The organism is Streptomyces sp. NPDC002276 (assembly GCF_053891435.1).
The window spans coordinates 272,789-288,509 of the sequence record NZ_JBSFCQ010000004.1; the positions used below are offsets into that span (position 1 = coordinate 272,789).

Sequence of the window (15,721 nt, forward strand, 5' to 3'; positions counted from 1 at the left end):
CAAGGCGCGGGGGCGGGGGCCGGGTCAGCCCTTCCCCGCCAGCCCCCGGCGGATCGCGAACTCCACCGCCGAGTAGTCGCCGTCCGGGCGGTCCAGCTCGAAGGGGACCGCCGGCATCAGCGGTGGCTGCGCCAGGAAGCGTGGCCGGGTGCCGTGGTTCGGCTGGGCCGCGTGGACCAGGAAGGGATGGCACAGGTACACGTCACCGGGGCTGCCGGTGGCGTACGCGAGCGGGCGGTGGGCGGTGGCCTCGACCAGCCGCGGGGCGATCTCCAGGCCGGACACCCCTGCTTCGCCGTACGGTTCCAGGAGCGGTGGCACGTCGAGGTGGGAGCCGACGCGGATGCGGGTCGGGGCGTTGTCCTCGGTCACCTCGGTGAACAGGAACAGCATCAGCAGCGCCCGGTCCCGCGAGCGCAGGTTGGCGAACGGCCAGGTCTGGCCCTCGGGGGTGTAGCTCCCGTCGAAGTGCCAGCCGGCGTCGTCGGGTTCGTCCTCGTGCGGGAAGCGCAGTGGGAACGCGCCGAGGCCGTAGCGCGGCGCCCAGCGTCCCTCGCCGACCAGGAGGTCGAACGCCTCGTGCAGCGCGGGGGAGTTGGCGGCCGCGGCGAACGGGCCCTGCCCCATGCCCGGTATCCAGACCACGGGGTCCTTCCAGGTGCCGGGGTCGTCGGGGTCGTAGCCCGTCTCCCGCCACAGCAGCCGCGCGCAGTCGGCGGCGACGCGCGGCGGGAAGGCGCCCTCGATCTTCACGAACCCGTCTTCGATGAAGCGTTCCAGCAGCACGTCGTCCATACGGGCATGCTCGGCGACCGGCGACCCCTGCCGCACCCCATTTTTTGCTGCCCTTTTTTGCCGCTTCGGCAACGGAAGTGGCCGCCGGACGGTGCGTCGGCGCAGGCTGGCGGCACCCGGACGAGAGGCTGACCACCATGGCGCACGAGCACGACGAGAAGCACGCTCACCACGATGAGAAGCCCGCCCACCACCACGAGAAGCACGTTGACCACCACGACCACACCGACATCGACTGGGCCGTCATGGGTCCCCTGCTGGAGACCCAGGCCGAGTTGTTCGCGCCGTTGTACGAGAGGGCCATGGCGTGGCTGGCGAAGGAGTGGACCGATCCGGGGCTGATCGTCGACGCGGGCAGCGGGCCGGGTGTGGTGGCGGGTCTGTTCGCGGAGACGTTCCCCGGTGCGCGGGTCGTGGCGGTGGACGGTTCGGGACCGCTCCTGGAGCGGGCCCGGGCCCGTGCCGAGCGGCTGGGCTACGGCGACCGCTTCGGCACGCTGACCGGTGAACTGCCCGATGTCCTGGGGGAGTTGGAGTACCCGGCCGATCTGCTGTGGGCCAGTCGCAGTCTGCATCACCTCGGTGACCAGCGTGCCGGTCTCGCCGCGTTCGCGCAGCGGCTCGCCCCGGGTGGCACCCTCGCGATCATGGAGGGCGGGCTGCCCTCCCGGTTCCTGCCGCGCGACTTCGGTATCGGCCGTCCGGGCCTGGAGGCGCGGATCGACGCGATCGAGGCCGAGTGGTTCGCGCAGATGCGCGCCGGCCTCCCCGGCGCCGTCACCGAGACCGAGGACTGGTCCGCCCTCATGACCTCGGCCGGCCTGAAGTACACCGGCAGCCGCAGCTTCCTCCTCGACCTCCCCGCCCCGGCCCCGGACCGGGTCCGCGCCTATGTCGCGACCTGGCTGACCCGGGTCCGTGACGTCTACGGCGACGCCCTGGGTGCCGAGGACCGGGCGACCCTCGACCGGCTGGTCGACCCGCGGGATCCGGCCGGTGTGCACCGGCGTGCCGATGTGTTCGTGCTCGCCGCGCACACCGTGCACACGGCGGTGCGGCCGGTGTGAACGGCCTGTGATCTCGGCGGCTTGACTTCGAGAGTGCTCAAGATGATGAACTGCCCTTCCGGAAACGCGGAGTTCACCGAACCACGGGGGGACCTCATCACCATGAACGACAACTCTCACGTCGCGCTCATAACCGGCGGCGGCAGCGGGATCGGCGCGGCCGTCGCGACACAACTCCTGAGCGCGGGCGGCCGGGTGGCCGTCACCGGCCGCAGCGAGCAGCGGCTGCACGCCTTCGCCGGGCAACTGGGACATCCCGCGGGCCTGTTGACGATTCCGGGCAGTGCCTCCGAGTACGACCAGGTGCAGGCCGCCGTGGAGACGACGCTGAAACAGTTCGGGCGGCTCGACGCGGTCGTCGCCAACGCCGGGATCGCCACGCACGATTCGGTCGCCGAGGGCGATCCGGCGGGGTGGACCGAGATGGTGCTGACCAACGTTCTCGGTCCCGCCCTCCTGATCCGGGCGTCCGTCGACGCGCTGAAGCAGACGCACGGCCGGATCGTGCTGATCGGCAGCGTCGCCGGGTTCGTGCACACGCCGGGCAACATCTACGGCGCCACCAAGTGGGCGATGACCGGTCTCGCCGAGAACACCCGGCGCGAGGTCACGGAGTTCGGCATCGGCGTGACGCTGGTCGCGCCGGGCCGGGTGGAGACCCCGTTCTGGGACGGCAACGGCAGCCCGCCGCCGGGCCGTCTGCTCACCGCCGACCACATCGCCGACACGATCCTGTGGGCGATCCGCCAGCCCGCGGGCGTCGACATCAACACCGTCGTCGTACGGCCGATCGGTCAGCCCAACTGACGTAGGGGCTCCCAACCGATGTAGCGGGCTCCCGACCGACGTAGCGGGTGCCAACTGACGTAGCGGGCTCAACCCGCCCACGAGCGAGGCCCGTTGCCGCGACCCGACCGATCGCGACGACGGGCCTCGTGGCAACGGGCCTCACCCGCACGCTAGTTGTTCTGGAGGAACGTCTTCGCGAGCTGGTTGCCCAGCGTGACCGCCGCGCTGTGGCTCTCGATGGGGGACACCGACGAGTTCTTGAACAGGATGTACGTCACGCCGGAGTCGGCGCCGCCGGTCGCCGGGTCGGGGTCGATGCCGAGGGCCTTGGCGGTGGCGTAGGAGGCCTCGCCGATGATGTTGGTGGGGCCGGTGTCGCCGACGACGGCGTACTCGACCTTGTTGTTGTAGATCACGGCGACCACGCCGCCGCCCTTGATGCCGTAGCTGGAGTACTTCCAGATGCTGCTGGAGCTGGGCACCACGATGTAGGGAAGTGAATCCGCCTTCAGGGGCTGGCCGTTGGACTGGTGGAACGCGGTGTCGTCCTGGTACCAGGGGTCGGCGTTCTCGTTGCAGTTCGTGGTGCGCTGGCCGTCGCAGTCGATGTCCATGTCGGCCTTCCAGAACACGGCGCCGTTCTTGCCGCAGACCGGGATGGTGGCCGAAGTCTCGTCGTCGGTGCGGTACTTGCCGTTCGATATCTGAGAGCAGGACGTCACCTTGGAGAGCAGGTCGGCCGCGCTGACCGTGCCCTCCTGGGCGGACTTCGGGGTGGCGCCGGAGGAGGCGCTCGCGGGGAGCACTCCGGCGGCGAGCAGGGCGGCGCCGGAGGCCGCGGCGAGGGTCAGTGTTCGGATGCGCACTGTGGGGGACCCTTCTGTTAGGAAAGTTTCCTTACCGGGTGCGCAACAAGGTGGCCCCATAGGCATGCCCGCGTCAAGACCCTGGTACGAACCAAGCGGGCCCGGGCGGAAAAACGGTGCGCCCCGGAGCCGCAGGGCTCCGGGGCGCTCGAACTACCGTGGAATCAGGCCGCGTTGAACGTCGACGGGTCGGGGCCCAGGCGCCGGTCCTCGTTCAGCGCGCTGATCGCCGCGAGGTCCTCGGTGTCCAGGCTGAAGTCGAAGACCTCGATGTTCTCCTTGATCCGCGACGGCGTCACGGACTTGGGGATCACCACGTTGCCGAGCTGGATGTGCCAGCGCAGCACGATCTGGGCCGGAGTACGGCCGTGCTTCTGGGCGATGGCGACGATCGCCGGCACCTCCAGGAGGCCCTTGCCCGAGCCGAGCGGCGACCAGGCCTCGGTCGCGATGCCCTGCTCCGCCTGGTACTCGCGCCCCGCCCGCTGCTGGAGCTGCGGGTGCAGCTCGATCTGGTCGACCGCCGGGATGACCGAGGTCTGTGCGATCAGCCGCTCCAGGTGGTCGGGTTCGAAGTTGGAGACGCCGATGGCGCGCACCCGGCCGTCCGCGTGCAGCTTCTCGAACGCCTTGTAGCTGTCGACGTACTTGTCCCGGGCCGGCGTCGGCCAGTGGATCAGATACAGATCCAGGTACTCCAGGCCGAGCTTCGCCAGCGACACGTCGAAGGCGCGCAGGGTGGCGTCGTAGCCCTGGTCGGCGTTCCAGAGCTTTGTGGTGACGAAGAGTTCCTCGCGCGGGACACCGGAGGCGGCGATGGCCTTTCCGGTGCCCTCTTCGTTGCCGTAGATCGCAGCCGTGTCGATGCTGCGGTACCCGGCCTCCAGTGCCGTGGCCACCGCCCGCTCCGCCTCGTCGTCCGGCACCTGCCAGACGCCGAAGCCCAGCTGGGGCATCTCGACACCGTTGTTGAGGATGATCGGGGGGACCTTGCTGCTCACGAAGCTCTCGATCCTTCAGTCGTCGGGTGGGTACTCCTCATCGTCAACGATCACGGGCCGTGGTGCATTCCTGACCGCGAAATCCGTCCGGAGCCACCGGCGGATCGGCGCGGTCGGCCGAAGAATGGCGAGAAATGCATCCGACCTTTTTCGGTCCGGACCATTGACCGCGGACCGTCATGCCGCAACCCTGAAACACGCCGACGGACGTGTCCGTGAACGCGATACGTGCATGTGAACGCTGACACCTGTCGAGACTCCGAGACCCCCACTCCTCAGGAGAGCAGGTATGTGCACACCGGCGGAACGCTGCCCGGGTTTCTGTAGACAGCGCATCGTATGCAGGAAACATCGGATGAAAAGGTGCGGTGAAGGCTTCGGCGACCACGGTCGCGACCATGGCCGCGCGCGGCACGCGGACCGGCGGTGGCGGGCGGGTGCTTCTTCATCCCGACAAACTGATCAGTCGGTCAACAGCCCGTGAAAGGGAGGAACATGAGACGCCGACGACTGCGAGCGGCCCTGACCGCTGCGGCCCTCGCCACCGTCACCCTGACCGGAGCGGCCCCGTCGCTCGAAACGACGGCGGCGGCGAGCCGCCCGGCCGCCGCGCCCGACTGGTCCGTGGCCGTGGTCGACTCCACGACGGCCCGCTACACACCGAGCACCATCGGTGGCTGGTCCTACCCGGTCGGCCTCTACCTCTACGGCCAGTACCTCACCTACGAGCGCACCCACGACGCCCGCTACCTGACCTACATCAAGAGCTACGTCGACCGTTTCGTGAAGAGCGACGGCTCGATCGACCAGTCCTTCAACAGTCTCGACAGCATGCAGGCCGGCCGCCTCCTGGTGATCCTGCACCACGAGACCGGCCAGGACCGCTACCGCAAGGCCGCCAAGAAGATCCGCGACCGCCTCGACACCTACCCGCGCACGAGCGACGGCGGCTTCTGGCACGCCGACAGCAGCAGCCGCGCCCATCAACTCTGGGCGGACGGCGTCTACATGGTGAACCCGTTCCTCGTCGAGTACGGCAAGGAGTTCGGCGACAGCGCCTACACGAACGACGAGGCGTCCAAGCAGCTCTACGTCTACGGCAGCCATCTCCAGGTCGCCGGCGGCCTGTTGAAGCACGCCTACGACGAGTCGCGCACCGCGAGCTGGGCCGACCCCACCACCGGACTCGCCCCGGAACACTGGTGCCGCGCGGTCGGCTGGTACGCGATGGCGATCACGAACGTCCTCGACGCCCTCCCCGCCGACCATCCGCGACGGCCCCAACTCCTGGGCACTTTCCGCCGGTTGGCGGCCGGACTGGAGAAGTACCAGGACCCGGCGACCGGCCGCTGGTTCCAGGTCGTGGACAAGGGGGCCCGCAGCGACAACTGGACCGAGACGTCCTGCTCCAGCATGTTCACCTACGCCCTCTCGCGCGGCGCCCAACAGGGCTACCTGGACCGGCACTTCGCCGATGTCGCCCGGCGCGGCTACGAGGGCGTCCTCGCGCGTCTCTCGGTCGGCACCGACGGCCGCACCGACCTCGGCGACATCTCCATCGGCACCAATGTCGGCGACTACGCGTACTACGTCGGCCACACCCGGGCCACGAACGACTTCCACGGCCTGGGCGCCTTCCTGATCATGAACGAACAACTGCGAGGTGAGTAGTGTCATGAGCACGCCCAGAAGGGCGGTTCTCGGAGCCGCCCTCGGCGGAGCCGTCGGCGCGGCGGCCGGCCTGCCCGTCGCCACCCCCGCGCTCGCCGCCTCCGCGCACGCCACCCCCGTGCGCGCCTCCTCCTGGCAGCAGGAGTGGGCGCCGACCGCGAGCGGTGACGGTCTCGGCGCCTTCGAGACCGTCGAGGACGACCGCGCCGACTCGCACCCGGCCGGGCACCCGCACATCTACGCCACCGGGAACAACTGGCGCTTCAATATGCATACGGTCGACCGCGACACGTCGACCGACCGCCAGCGGCAAGAGGTCACCGGCCTGCGCACCGGCAGCGCCGGCTACCTCAAGTGGACCCAGGGACAGACCTGGCGGATCACGTACTCGATGTACATCCCCAGCTCTCTGAAGGCGACCACGACCTTCACGCACATCATGCAGATGAAGCAGCCCGGCAACGGCACCTCGCCGATCGTCGTGCAGTCGCTGCGGCGGGTGAACGGGGTGCAGACCATCGAGCTGAACCTGCCGATCGCCGGTGTGCTGGTCGGCCGTACCGGCCTCGATCCGCTGCACGACCGCTGGACCGACGTCGACTTCCAGATCAAGGTCGGCAACGGTATGGCCGGTTCGGTCCGCTGGATCCTCAAGTCCGGCTCCACGACCGTGATCGACGAGTCGAGGACCGGCGTCGACACCTTCCTCGCCGACCGGGTCCGCCCCAAGTGGGGCATCTACCGCTCCCTCGGCGACACCTCCGGATCCCTTCAGGACACCTACCTCCTGCTCACCGATCTCCGCGGCTACCAACTCGTGTGAGGAGCCCGTTCCGTGAAACCCCCCACGAAATCCCGCCCGAAGTCCCGCCTGAAACCACCTATGTACAAACGGAGTTGGGTGGCGAGCGTGTTCTTCGCGTTCGCCGTCGTCCTCGGCCTCGCCCACCCCTCGGCCCTCGCGGCGGCACCTCCCGCGACGCCAGGCCATCCCGCACCGCACGCCGCCGTCTACGACGTACGCGACTACGGAGCCAAGGGCGACGGCTCGGCCAATGACACCCCGGCCGTCAACAAGGCCATCACGGCGGCCAATTCGGCCGGCGGCGGCACGGTCCGCTTCCCCGCCGGCACCTACAGGTCCAAGAACACCATCCACATGAAGAGCGACGTGACGCTCCAGGTGGACACCGGCGCCACGATCCAGGGCTCGTCCGCCGACACCTACGACGCCCCCGAGGCCAACCCGAACGACCAGTACCAGGACTACGGGCACAGCCACTTCCACAACGCGATGATCTACGGCGACCGGCTCACGAACATCGGCTTCGTCGGCGGCGGGGTCATCGACGGGCTCGGCAACCTGATCACCGGCAACCCCAAGTCCGGCGAGGCCGACAAGATCCTGTCGCTGACCCGCTGCGACGGACTCCGGATCGGCGACGGCCTCACCCTGCGCCGAGGCGGCCACTTCGCCGCGCTCATCAACGGCTGCACCAACGTCACCTCGGACCACCTGACCATCGACACCGCGAGCGACCGCGACGGCTGGAACATCATCTCCACGACGAACGTCACCGTCACCAATGCCAGCATCAAGGCGAACGACGACGCGCTCGTCTTCAAGAGCGACTACGCGCTCGGCGCCAAACTCCCCAACGGCCATGTGCGGGTGAGCGATTCGTATCTGTCGGCCAAGTGCTGCAACGCGCTCATGTTCGGCTCCGAGACCTGCGGAGACTTCACGGACTACCAGTTCCAGAAGATCCGGATCGAGGGTGCCGACAAGTCCGGCCTCGGCATGGTCTCCATGGACGGCGCCAAGATCTCCGACGTCCACTACCGCGACATCACCATGACCGGCGTCCACTCGCCGATCATGGAGAAGATCGGCACCCGGAAACGCTGCGGCGGCAGTCCGGGTGTCGGTTCGATCAGCGACGTCACCTACGACAACATCACCGCGACCGGCAACAGCCCCTCCTTCAGCCCGACGCTGTGGGGCGAGACCGGCCACCGGATCAGCGGGATCACGTTCACGAACGTCGACCTCACCGTCCCCGGCGGCAACGGCGCCATGTCCACCGGCGTCCCGGGCAACGACCCCAAGGACTACAACCCGAAGGCCATCGGCACCCGGCCGGCCTACGGCTGGTATCTGCACAACGCCGACAACGTCCAATTCACCGACAGCTCAGTGAAGTTCGCGGCGAATGACGGCCGGCCCGCGGTCATCGCGAACGCGGCGAGCGGCATCCGCCTCACCGGCTTCACCGCACAGCGCGGCACCAACTCGCCCTACGACCTGGGCTTCCAGGACGTGACCGGCTACTGCGTCAGCGGCGCCGGCGCACCACGCGTCTCCAGCACCGGCTCCACCGAGAACTGCGCGAGCAGCGTGAGTAGCGCGGCCAGCGGGGTCGGCGCGACCGGCGTGGCCGACGTGACCCCGCGCACCGGCCCGCCCGGTGCCGGCGCCCGCCCGCTCGACCTGGAGAACCCCCGCCAGGACTTCCTCCGAGGCTCCGTCGGCGGCCTCTTCCTCCACTGGGGCCTGCGCACCGCGCCCGCCCACACCAGTTGCACCGCCTGGGAGAGCGACGTCACGAACGGCGGCTGGACCCCCGACTACTGGATCAACGAGGCCCGGAAACTGCATACGCAATACCTCGTACTGGCTACGTTCCACAGTCGACTCGGCTACGCCCGCCCCTGGCCCTCGAAGATCCCCGGATCTTGCTCCACCAAGCGGGACTTCCTCGGCGAGCTGATCACCGCCGCCAAGGCCAAGGGCATGAAGGTCGTCCTCTACATGACCGACGACCCGCAGTGGCACGCCGACGGCGGCCACGAGTGGCTCGACTCGGCCGCCTACTCCGCCTACAAGGGCCAGAACGTCGACCTGACCACCCGCGACGGCTTCGGGCAGTTCAGCTACGACAACTTCTTCGAGGTCATGGACCGCTATCCCGACCTCGGCGGCTTCTGGATCGACAACGACAACGCGTACTGGGAGAGCCACGACCTCTACCAGCAGATCTACCAGAAGCGCCCCAACTACACGCTCAGCAACAACAACGAAGACACGCCGATCATGGACATGATCAGCAACGAGCAGAAGACGGGAATGTCGCCCGCATACGATTACCCGCAGGCTGTATACACCGCACAACCCCGTCTGACGGAAGCCGACTTCAAGCTCCCCTCGACCGGCGCCTGGTGGTACGACGGCTCCGACCCGGCCGTCGACAGGATGCTCACCCTCGGCCGCCTCGTCACCAACGCGGGATCCTCGGTGAAGGCGCTGATGGCGGAGACCGCCCAGGTCAACGGCAAGTTCCCGGCCAACCAGGCAGCCTTCAACAACTTCGCGAACTCCTACCTCGACCCCATCTGGGAATCCCTGCACGGCACCGAGGGCGGCGGCTACATATACGGCGGCCTCAAACCCGGCTTCTGGAACGACGGCGCCCACGGCGTCACCACCATCAGCCGCAACAACCCCGACCTCCAGTACATCCACGTCCTGACCCCGCCCAGCACCAGCACCCTGCGCGTCCGCGACAACGGCTACCGCATCGCCTCCGTCACCAACCTCCGTACCGGCGCGCCGATTTCGTGGTCCCAGTCCGGCGGAGTCCTCACGCTCACCGGCCTCGGCGGCTGGGACCCGTACGACACCGTCTTCAAGGTCACGACCGCCGGCCGCCAGGGCATCCTGTCCGGCGTCACCGTGAGCGCGAGCGCCTCGGCGAGCGGACACGCCGGTTCGGCTGCCGGGGACGGGAGTTACCTCACCTACTGGGACAACGACAAGACCCTGCCCGTCAACCTCACCTTCGACCTGGGCAGTTCGAAGAAGGTGCAGTACATCGGGCTCAACCAGCGCGAGGACTCCGTCGCCTACGCCCGCTCCGACACCGAGCAGTCGGCGCGGATCAAGGCGTACAAGGTGTTCCTCAGCAGCGACGGCACCACCTGGGGGAGTGCGGTCAAGACCGGCGAGCTGCCAAGTCGCCGCGGAATCCAGGGCATTGACCTCACCGCCGCCAACGCCCGCTACGTCCGCCTCGAAGTCGACTCCACCTGGGCCGCGTCCACCGACACCACCCGCTACAAGCGGCTGCGCGTCGACGAGGCCTGGATCGGCACGTCGTACGCGACCCCCGCGACCTTCACCCCCATGTCGGACAACGGCCAGTCCCTGCGCCCCGCCATGGGCTGGAGCAGCTGGAGCTACGTCCGCCGCACCCCCACCGAGGCGAAGATCAAGGCCCAGGCCGACGCCCTCGTGTCGAGCGGCCTCGACAACCACGGCTTCGTGTACGTCAACCTCGACGACTTCTGGCAGAAGTGCGACGCCAACGGCTTCACCGTCGACTCCTACGGCCGCTGGGCCGTCGACACGGCCAAGTTCCCGTCCGGGATGAAGGAGTTGGCCGACTACATCCACTCCAAGGGACTGAAGTTCGGCTTCTACGTCACCCCGGGCATCGCCAAGAACGCGGTCACCGCGAACACCCCGATCGAGGGCACCTCGTACCACGCGAAGGACATCGCGGACACGACCAGGACCGAGAAGAACTACAACTGCAAGAACATGTACTACATCGACTACGGGAAGCCCGGAGCGCAGGAGTTCGTCGACTCGTGGGCGAAACAGTTCGCTTCGTGGGGCGTCGACTACCTGAAGATCGACGGCGTGGGCAGCGCCGACATCCCCGACGTCCAGGCCTGGGACAAGGCACTGCGCGCGACCGGCCGTCCCATCAACTTCGCGCTCTCCAACAACCTTCCGATCGCCGACGCCGCCACCTGGCGTCAGTACGCGAACAGTTGGCGCACCCAGGGCGACGTCGAGTGCTACTGCGGACCCGGCGCCAACGGCAGCGGCTATCCGCTCACCGACTGGTCGCACGTCTCCGCCCGCTTCAACACCGCCGCGTCCTGGCAGCCGTACGCCGGGCCGGGCGGCTGGAACGACCTGGACTCCCTGGAGGTCGGCAACGGCGACCAGGTGGGTCTGACGGCCGACCAGCGGCGCTCGCACTTCACCCTGTGGGCGATGGCGGGCTCGCCCCTGCTCCTCGGCACCGACCTCACCCACCTCGACACCGTCGACAAGGCGATGCTCACCAACGACCGCCTCATCGGCGTCGACCAGGACGGCGTCGCCGCGAAACGCGTGGTGAACAGCGGTGTGAAGCAGGCCTGGAGCAAACGCGAGAGCAATGGCGCCTACGTGGTCGCGCTGTTCAACACCGGTACGTCCGGCAGCGCGACGGTCTCCGTGAACTGGTCGCAGGTCGGCTTCACCGGCTCCGGTGACGTCACCGACCTCTGGTCCGGCTCCCACAAGGGCACGATCGCGGACTCGTACAGCGCGACGCTGCGGCCGGGCGAGACCCGGCTGATCCGGGTGAACCCGGTCGACGACGGACTGAACGAACTGAACGAACTGAACGGGCTGAGGGGACAGTCATGAAACGCGACAGAATCCTGGCGTGGGGCCTCTCCCTGGCCCTCGCCGTACCGCTCGCCGGCCTCACCGGCAGCGCCGCGCAAGCCGTGCAGGCCGCGAGCACCGACTACCAGGCCGAGGACGCGACCGTCGTCCAGGGCACCGTGGCCACCAACCACACCGGTTACACGGGCACCGGCTTCGTCGACTACACCAACGTGACCGGTTCGTATGTGGAGTTCACGGTGAGCGCGACCGCCACCGGTACCGCGTCGGTCGCCCTGCGCTACGCCAACGGCACCGCCGTGGACCGCCCGTTGGACATCTCCGTCAACGGTACGGTCGTCGCGCCCGCCGTCTCCTTCCCGGCCACCGCCGACTGGAACACCTGGGCGACGAAGACCGTGAACGTCCCGCTGACGGCCGGCACCGACAAGATCCGGGCCACCGCGACCACCGCGAACGGCGGCCCCAACCTCGACCGCGTCAGCGTCGGCACCGCGACCGACGCACAGGCCCCGACCCGCCCCGGCCAGCCGAGTTGCCCGGACATCGGCGAGGACGGCCTCACGCTGACCTGGGGCGCCTCGACCGACAACGTGGGCGTCACGGCGTACGACCTCTACGAGCACGGCAACAAGATCGGTGAGGCGCCCGGGAGTTCGACGAGCAAGGCCCTCACGGGTCTCGCCCCGAACACCACCTACGACCTCACCGTCATCGCCCGGGACGCGGCCGGGAACACCTCGCCGGCCAGCCCGGTCGTCGACTGCACGACGAAACCCAGCTCCGACACCACTCCTCCCACCGAGCCCGGTACTTTGTCGACCGGCGACATCACATCGAATACGGTCGACCTCGCCTGGGGCGCCTCCACCGACGACCGATCGGTTGTCGCATACGACATCCGCAGCGGGGACACCGTCTACAAGACGGTCACCACCGGCACCTCCACCACCCTCACCGGCCTCGCGTGCGACAGCCCGTACACACTGAACGTCGTGGCCAGGGACGCGGCCGGCAATCTCTCCGCGCCGAGCAACACCGTCACCTTCACCACGAAGGCCTGTGCCGGCGACGGCGGTGTCCCCTCGTCGATCGCGACGCTCTCCACCGGCTGGACCATCCCCTGGGGCACCTACTGGATGCCCGACGGCCAGAGCGCACTCGTCACCGAGCGGGACGATTTCCGGGTCTGGAAGACGACCAAGGACGGCACCCGGACCCAGGTCGGCACCGTGCCCAACGCGGTCACCACCAACGGCGAGGGCGGCCTCCTCGGTGTCGCCGTCGACCCGAAGTGGGCCATCAACCACTACGTCTACTTCATGCACACCGCGTCCGAGGGCAACCGCGTCGTCCGCATGACATACAACGGCACCACCCTCACCGACTACACCGTCCTCCTCCAGGGCATCAAGAAGAACCGCTACCACAACGGCGGTCGCCTCGCCTTCGGCCCCGACGGCTATCTCTACGTCTCCACCGGCGAGGCCCAGACCCCCGACCTCGCGCAGGACAAGACCTCCCTCAACGGCAAGATCCTGCGCATGACGACGGACGGGAAACCGGCGCCCGGCAACCCGTTCGGCAACTACGTCTACTCGTACGGTCATCGCAACCCGCAGGGACTCGCCTTCGACCGCAACGGCCGCCTGTGGGAAGCGGAGTTCGGCAACAGCTCCAAGGACGAACTCAACCTCATCAAGCCGGGCGCGAACTACGGCTGGCCCACCTGTGAAGGGACATGCAGTGTCGCCGGCATGACCAACCCGAAGGCCACCTGGAACGTCAACGAGGCCTCGCCCAGCGGGATCGCGATCGTCCGCAACGTCGTCTACATGGCGTCCCTGCGCGGCGAACGTCTGTGGCGCATCCCGATCAACGGCGACACCGAGAACGTCGGCACCCCGACCGCGTACTACGTCGGAACGTACGGCCGGCTGCGCACGGTCACCAAGGTCCCCGGCGCCGACCAGCTGTGGCTGTCGACCACCAACTGCGACAACAACGGCAACCAGCCGGACGGCTCCGACCAGCTCTTCCGCGTCAACATCGGTTAGGGGAGAGGGAGTTCAGGACCGGTACAGCGCCTCGACCTCGTTGGCGTAGGCGTTCTCGATGGCCTTGCGCTTCAGTTTCAGGGACGGGGTCAGCAGACCGTGTTCCTCGGTGAACGGCTGGGCCAGGATGCGGAAGGTGCGGATCGACTCGGCCTGGGAGACCTGGGTGTTGGCGGCGACCACGGCGCGCCGCACCTCGGTCTCCAGGTCGGTGTCCCGCACCAGTTCCGCCGGTGTCATCCGGGGTTTGCCGCGCATGGTGAGCCAGTGCTCGACGGCCTCGTGGTCGAGGGTGACGAGGGCGGCGATGTAGGGGCGGTCGTTGCCGACGACGATGCACTGCGAGACCAGCGGATGGTCCCGCACCCGCTCCTCCAGCAGCCCCGGCGCGACACTCTTGCCGCCCGAGGTCACCAGGATCTCCTTCTTGCGGCCGGTGATGGTGAGATAGCCGTCCTCGTCGAGGGAGCCCAGGTCACCGGTGGCGAGCCAGCCGTCGTGCAGGGTCTCGTCGGTCGCCTTCTGGTTGTTGAGGTACCCCTGGAAGACGTTGGGGCCGTTCAGCCAGATCTCGCCGTCGTCCGCGATGTGCACGGTCACACCCGGGACCGCCTGCCCGACGGTGCCGTAGCGCGTGCGTTCCGGCGGGTTGGCGGTCGCGGCGGCCGTCGACTCGGTGAGGCCGTAGCCCTCGTAGATCTGCACCCCCGCACCGGCGAAGAACAGTCCGAGCCGCCGGTCCATGGCCGACCCGCCGGACATGGCGTTGCGGATCCGGCCGCCCATGGCGGCCCGCACCTTGGAGTAGACGAGTTTGTCGAACAGCTGGTGCTGCATCCGCAGTCCGGCGGACGGTCCCGGGCCGATGCCCCAGGCCTTCTCCTCGACCGCGTCCGCGTACTTCACCGCGATCTCGACGGCCTTCTCGAACGGCCCCGACTTGCCGTCCTTCTCCGCCTTGCGGCGGGCCGCGTTGAAGACCTTCTCGAAGATGTACGGCACGGCCAGGATGAACGTCGGCCTGAACGCGACCAGGTCGGGCAGCAGGGCGGCGGCGTTGAGCTGCGGCTGGTGGCCGAAACGCACCCCGCCGCGGATCGCCGCGACCTGCACCATCCGCCCGAAGACGTGCGCCAGCGGCAGGAACAGCAGGGTCGCCGCCTCGTCGCCCTTCTTCGAGTGGAAGACGGACTCCCAGCGGTCGATGACGGTGTCCGCCTCGTACATGAAGTTGCCGTGCGAGATGACACAGCCCTTGGGGCGGCCCGTGGTGCCCGAGGTGTAGATGATCGTCGCGGTCGAGTCCGGGGTGACGGCCTGGCGGTGGCGGTGCACCACCTCGTCCTCGATGTGCGCGCCGGCGTCGTACAACTCCTGCACGGCGCCCGTGTCCAGCTGCCACAGCTGGTGCAGCGCGGGGAGGCGGTCGATGACGGTGGCGATGGTCATCGCGTGGTCCTCGTGCTCGACCATCGCCGCCGAGACCTGCGCGTCGTGCAGCATCCAGAAGCACTGCTCGGCCGAGGAGGTGGGGTAGACGGGTACGACCTGGGCGCCGATCGTCCACAGCGCGAAGTCGAACAGCGTCCACTCGTAGCGGGTGCGGGACATGATCGCGACCCGGTCGCCGAACCGTACGCCCCGGGCCAGCAGCCCCTTGGCGAGGGCGAGGACCTCGTCGCGGAACTCGGCGGCGGTCACGTCCCGCCACCGGTCCTGCTCGTCCTTGCGGCCGAGGGACACGTGGAGGGGGTCGTCCTGGGCACGCTCGAACACGACGTCGGCCAGACCGCCCACCGGCGGCGCCAACGCCGACGGAGGGTTGGTGAACTCGCGCAAACCCCGCTCCCCGCTCTCGTCGACGCTCCCCACGGCGCGGTGAAAGCTACCCCACCGGACGGAAGGGCGGGAGGGGGCCGGAATCAGAGCACTCCTCACGTCCGCACAGGTCAGCGCCGGAAAATGCCCTCACAAGGGGAAGGGTCGGACAGAAATCCTTACGGTTCCG

At 68.5% G+C, this 15,721-nt stretch carries 10 protein-coding genes; 6 read left to right on the forward strand and 4 right to left on the reverse strand.

The features are described 5' to 3' along the window. Nucleotides 1-24: 24 nt before the first annotated feature. Nucleotides 25-795 (reverse strand): phytanoyl-CoA dioxygenase family protein, encoded by a 771-nt coding sequence (locus ACWIHT_RS13240; RefSeq protein ID WP_456167510.1) that lies wholly within the window; start codon nucleotides 793-795, stop codon nucleotides 25-27. A gap of 137 nt (nucleotides 796-932) precedes the next feature. Here ACWIHT_RS13240 and ACWIHT_RS13245 point away from each other — a divergent pair, with 137 nt between their 5' ends. Both ACWIHT_RS13245 and ACWIHT_RS13250 read left to right on the forward strand, forming a co-directional pair. Continuing rightward, the gene (locus ACWIHT_RS13245; protein WP_456167512.1) at nucleotides 933-1,862 is read left to right on the forward strand and encodes a class I SAM-dependent methyltransferase; all 930 of its coding nucleotides are present in this window, start codon (nucleotides 933-935) and stop codon (nucleotides 1,860-1,862) included. 102 nt (nucleotides 1,863-1,964) lie between these two features. Beyond that, entirely contained in the window at nucleotides 1,965-2,669 is a 705-nt protein-coding gene (locus ACWIHT_RS13250; RefSeq protein ID WP_456167514.1) for an SDR family oxidoreductase, read from the forward strand. A 152-nt stretch (nucleotides 2,670-2,821) separates the two neighbouring features. On the opposite strand, the gene ACWIHT_RS13255 is transcribed toward ACWIHT_RS13250, so the two are convergent. Both ACWIHT_RS13255 and ACWIHT_RS13260 read right to left on the reverse strand, forming a co-directional pair. Further along, nucleotides 2,822-3,517 (reverse strand): glycoside hydrolase family 75 protein, encoded by a 696-nt coding sequence (locus tag ACWIHT_RS13255; RefSeq protein WP_456167516.1) that lies wholly within the window; start codon nucleotides 3,515-3,517, stop codon nucleotides 2,822-2,824. Between the two features lie 164 nt (nucleotides 3,518-3,681). Continuing rightward, nucleotides 3,682-4,518 carry an aldo/keto reductase gene (locus ACWIHT_RS13260; RefSeq protein WP_456167518.1) on the reverse strand — a complete coding sequence of 279 codons (837 nt, stop codon included), beginning with the start codon at nucleotides 4,516-4,518 and terminating at the stop codon, nucleotides 3,682-3,684. A 495-nt stretch (nucleotides 4,519-5,013) separates the two neighbouring features. On the opposite strand from ACWIHT_RS13260, the gene ACWIHT_RS13265 reads away from it, so the two are divergent. The 4 genes from ACWIHT_RS13265 (at nucleotide 5,014) to ACWIHT_RS13280 (ending at nucleotide 13,713) form a co-directional block, all read left to right on the forward strand. After that, nucleotides 5,014-6,189 (forward strand): glycoside hydrolase family 88/105 protein, encoded by a 1,176-nt coding sequence (locus tag ACWIHT_RS13265; RefSeq protein ID WP_456167520.1) that lies wholly within the window; start codon nucleotides 5,014-5,016, stop codon nucleotides 6,187-6,189. A gap of 4 nt (nucleotides 6,190-6,193) precedes the next feature. Beyond that, on the forward strand, nucleotides 6,194-7,012 hold the full coding sequence (locus tag ACWIHT_RS13270; protein WP_456167522.1) for a Tat pathway signal sequence domain protein: 819 nt from the start codon (nucleotides 6,194-6,196) through the stop codon (nucleotides 7,010-7,012). Nucleotides 7,013-7,090: 78 nt separating this feature from the next. Beyond that, entirely contained in the window at nucleotides 7,091-11,674 is a 4,584-nt protein-coding gene (locus tag ACWIHT_RS13275; protein ID WP_456167524.1) for a glycosyl hydrolase family 28 protein, read from the forward strand. Next, nucleotides 11,671-13,713 carry a PQQ-dependent sugar dehydrogenase gene (locus ACWIHT_RS13280; protein WP_456167526.1) on the forward strand — a complete coding sequence of 681 codons (2,043 nt, stop codon included), beginning with the start codon at nucleotides 11,671-11,673 and terminating at the stop codon, nucleotides 13,711-13,713. The genes ACWIHT_RS13275 and ACWIHT_RS13280 overlap by 4 nt, the downstream gene beginning before the upstream one ends. A 12-nt stretch (nucleotides 13,714-13,725) precedes the next feature. On the opposite strand, the gene ACWIHT_RS13285 is transcribed toward ACWIHT_RS13280, so the two are convergent. Further along, on the reverse strand, nucleotides 13,726-15,552 hold the full coding sequence (locus tag ACWIHT_RS13285) for an AMP-dependent synthetase/ligase (RefSeq protein ID WP_456167527.1): 1,827 nt from the start codon (nucleotides 15,550-15,552) through the stop codon (nucleotides 13,726-13,728). Nucleotides 15,553-15,721: the final 169 nt, after the last annotated feature.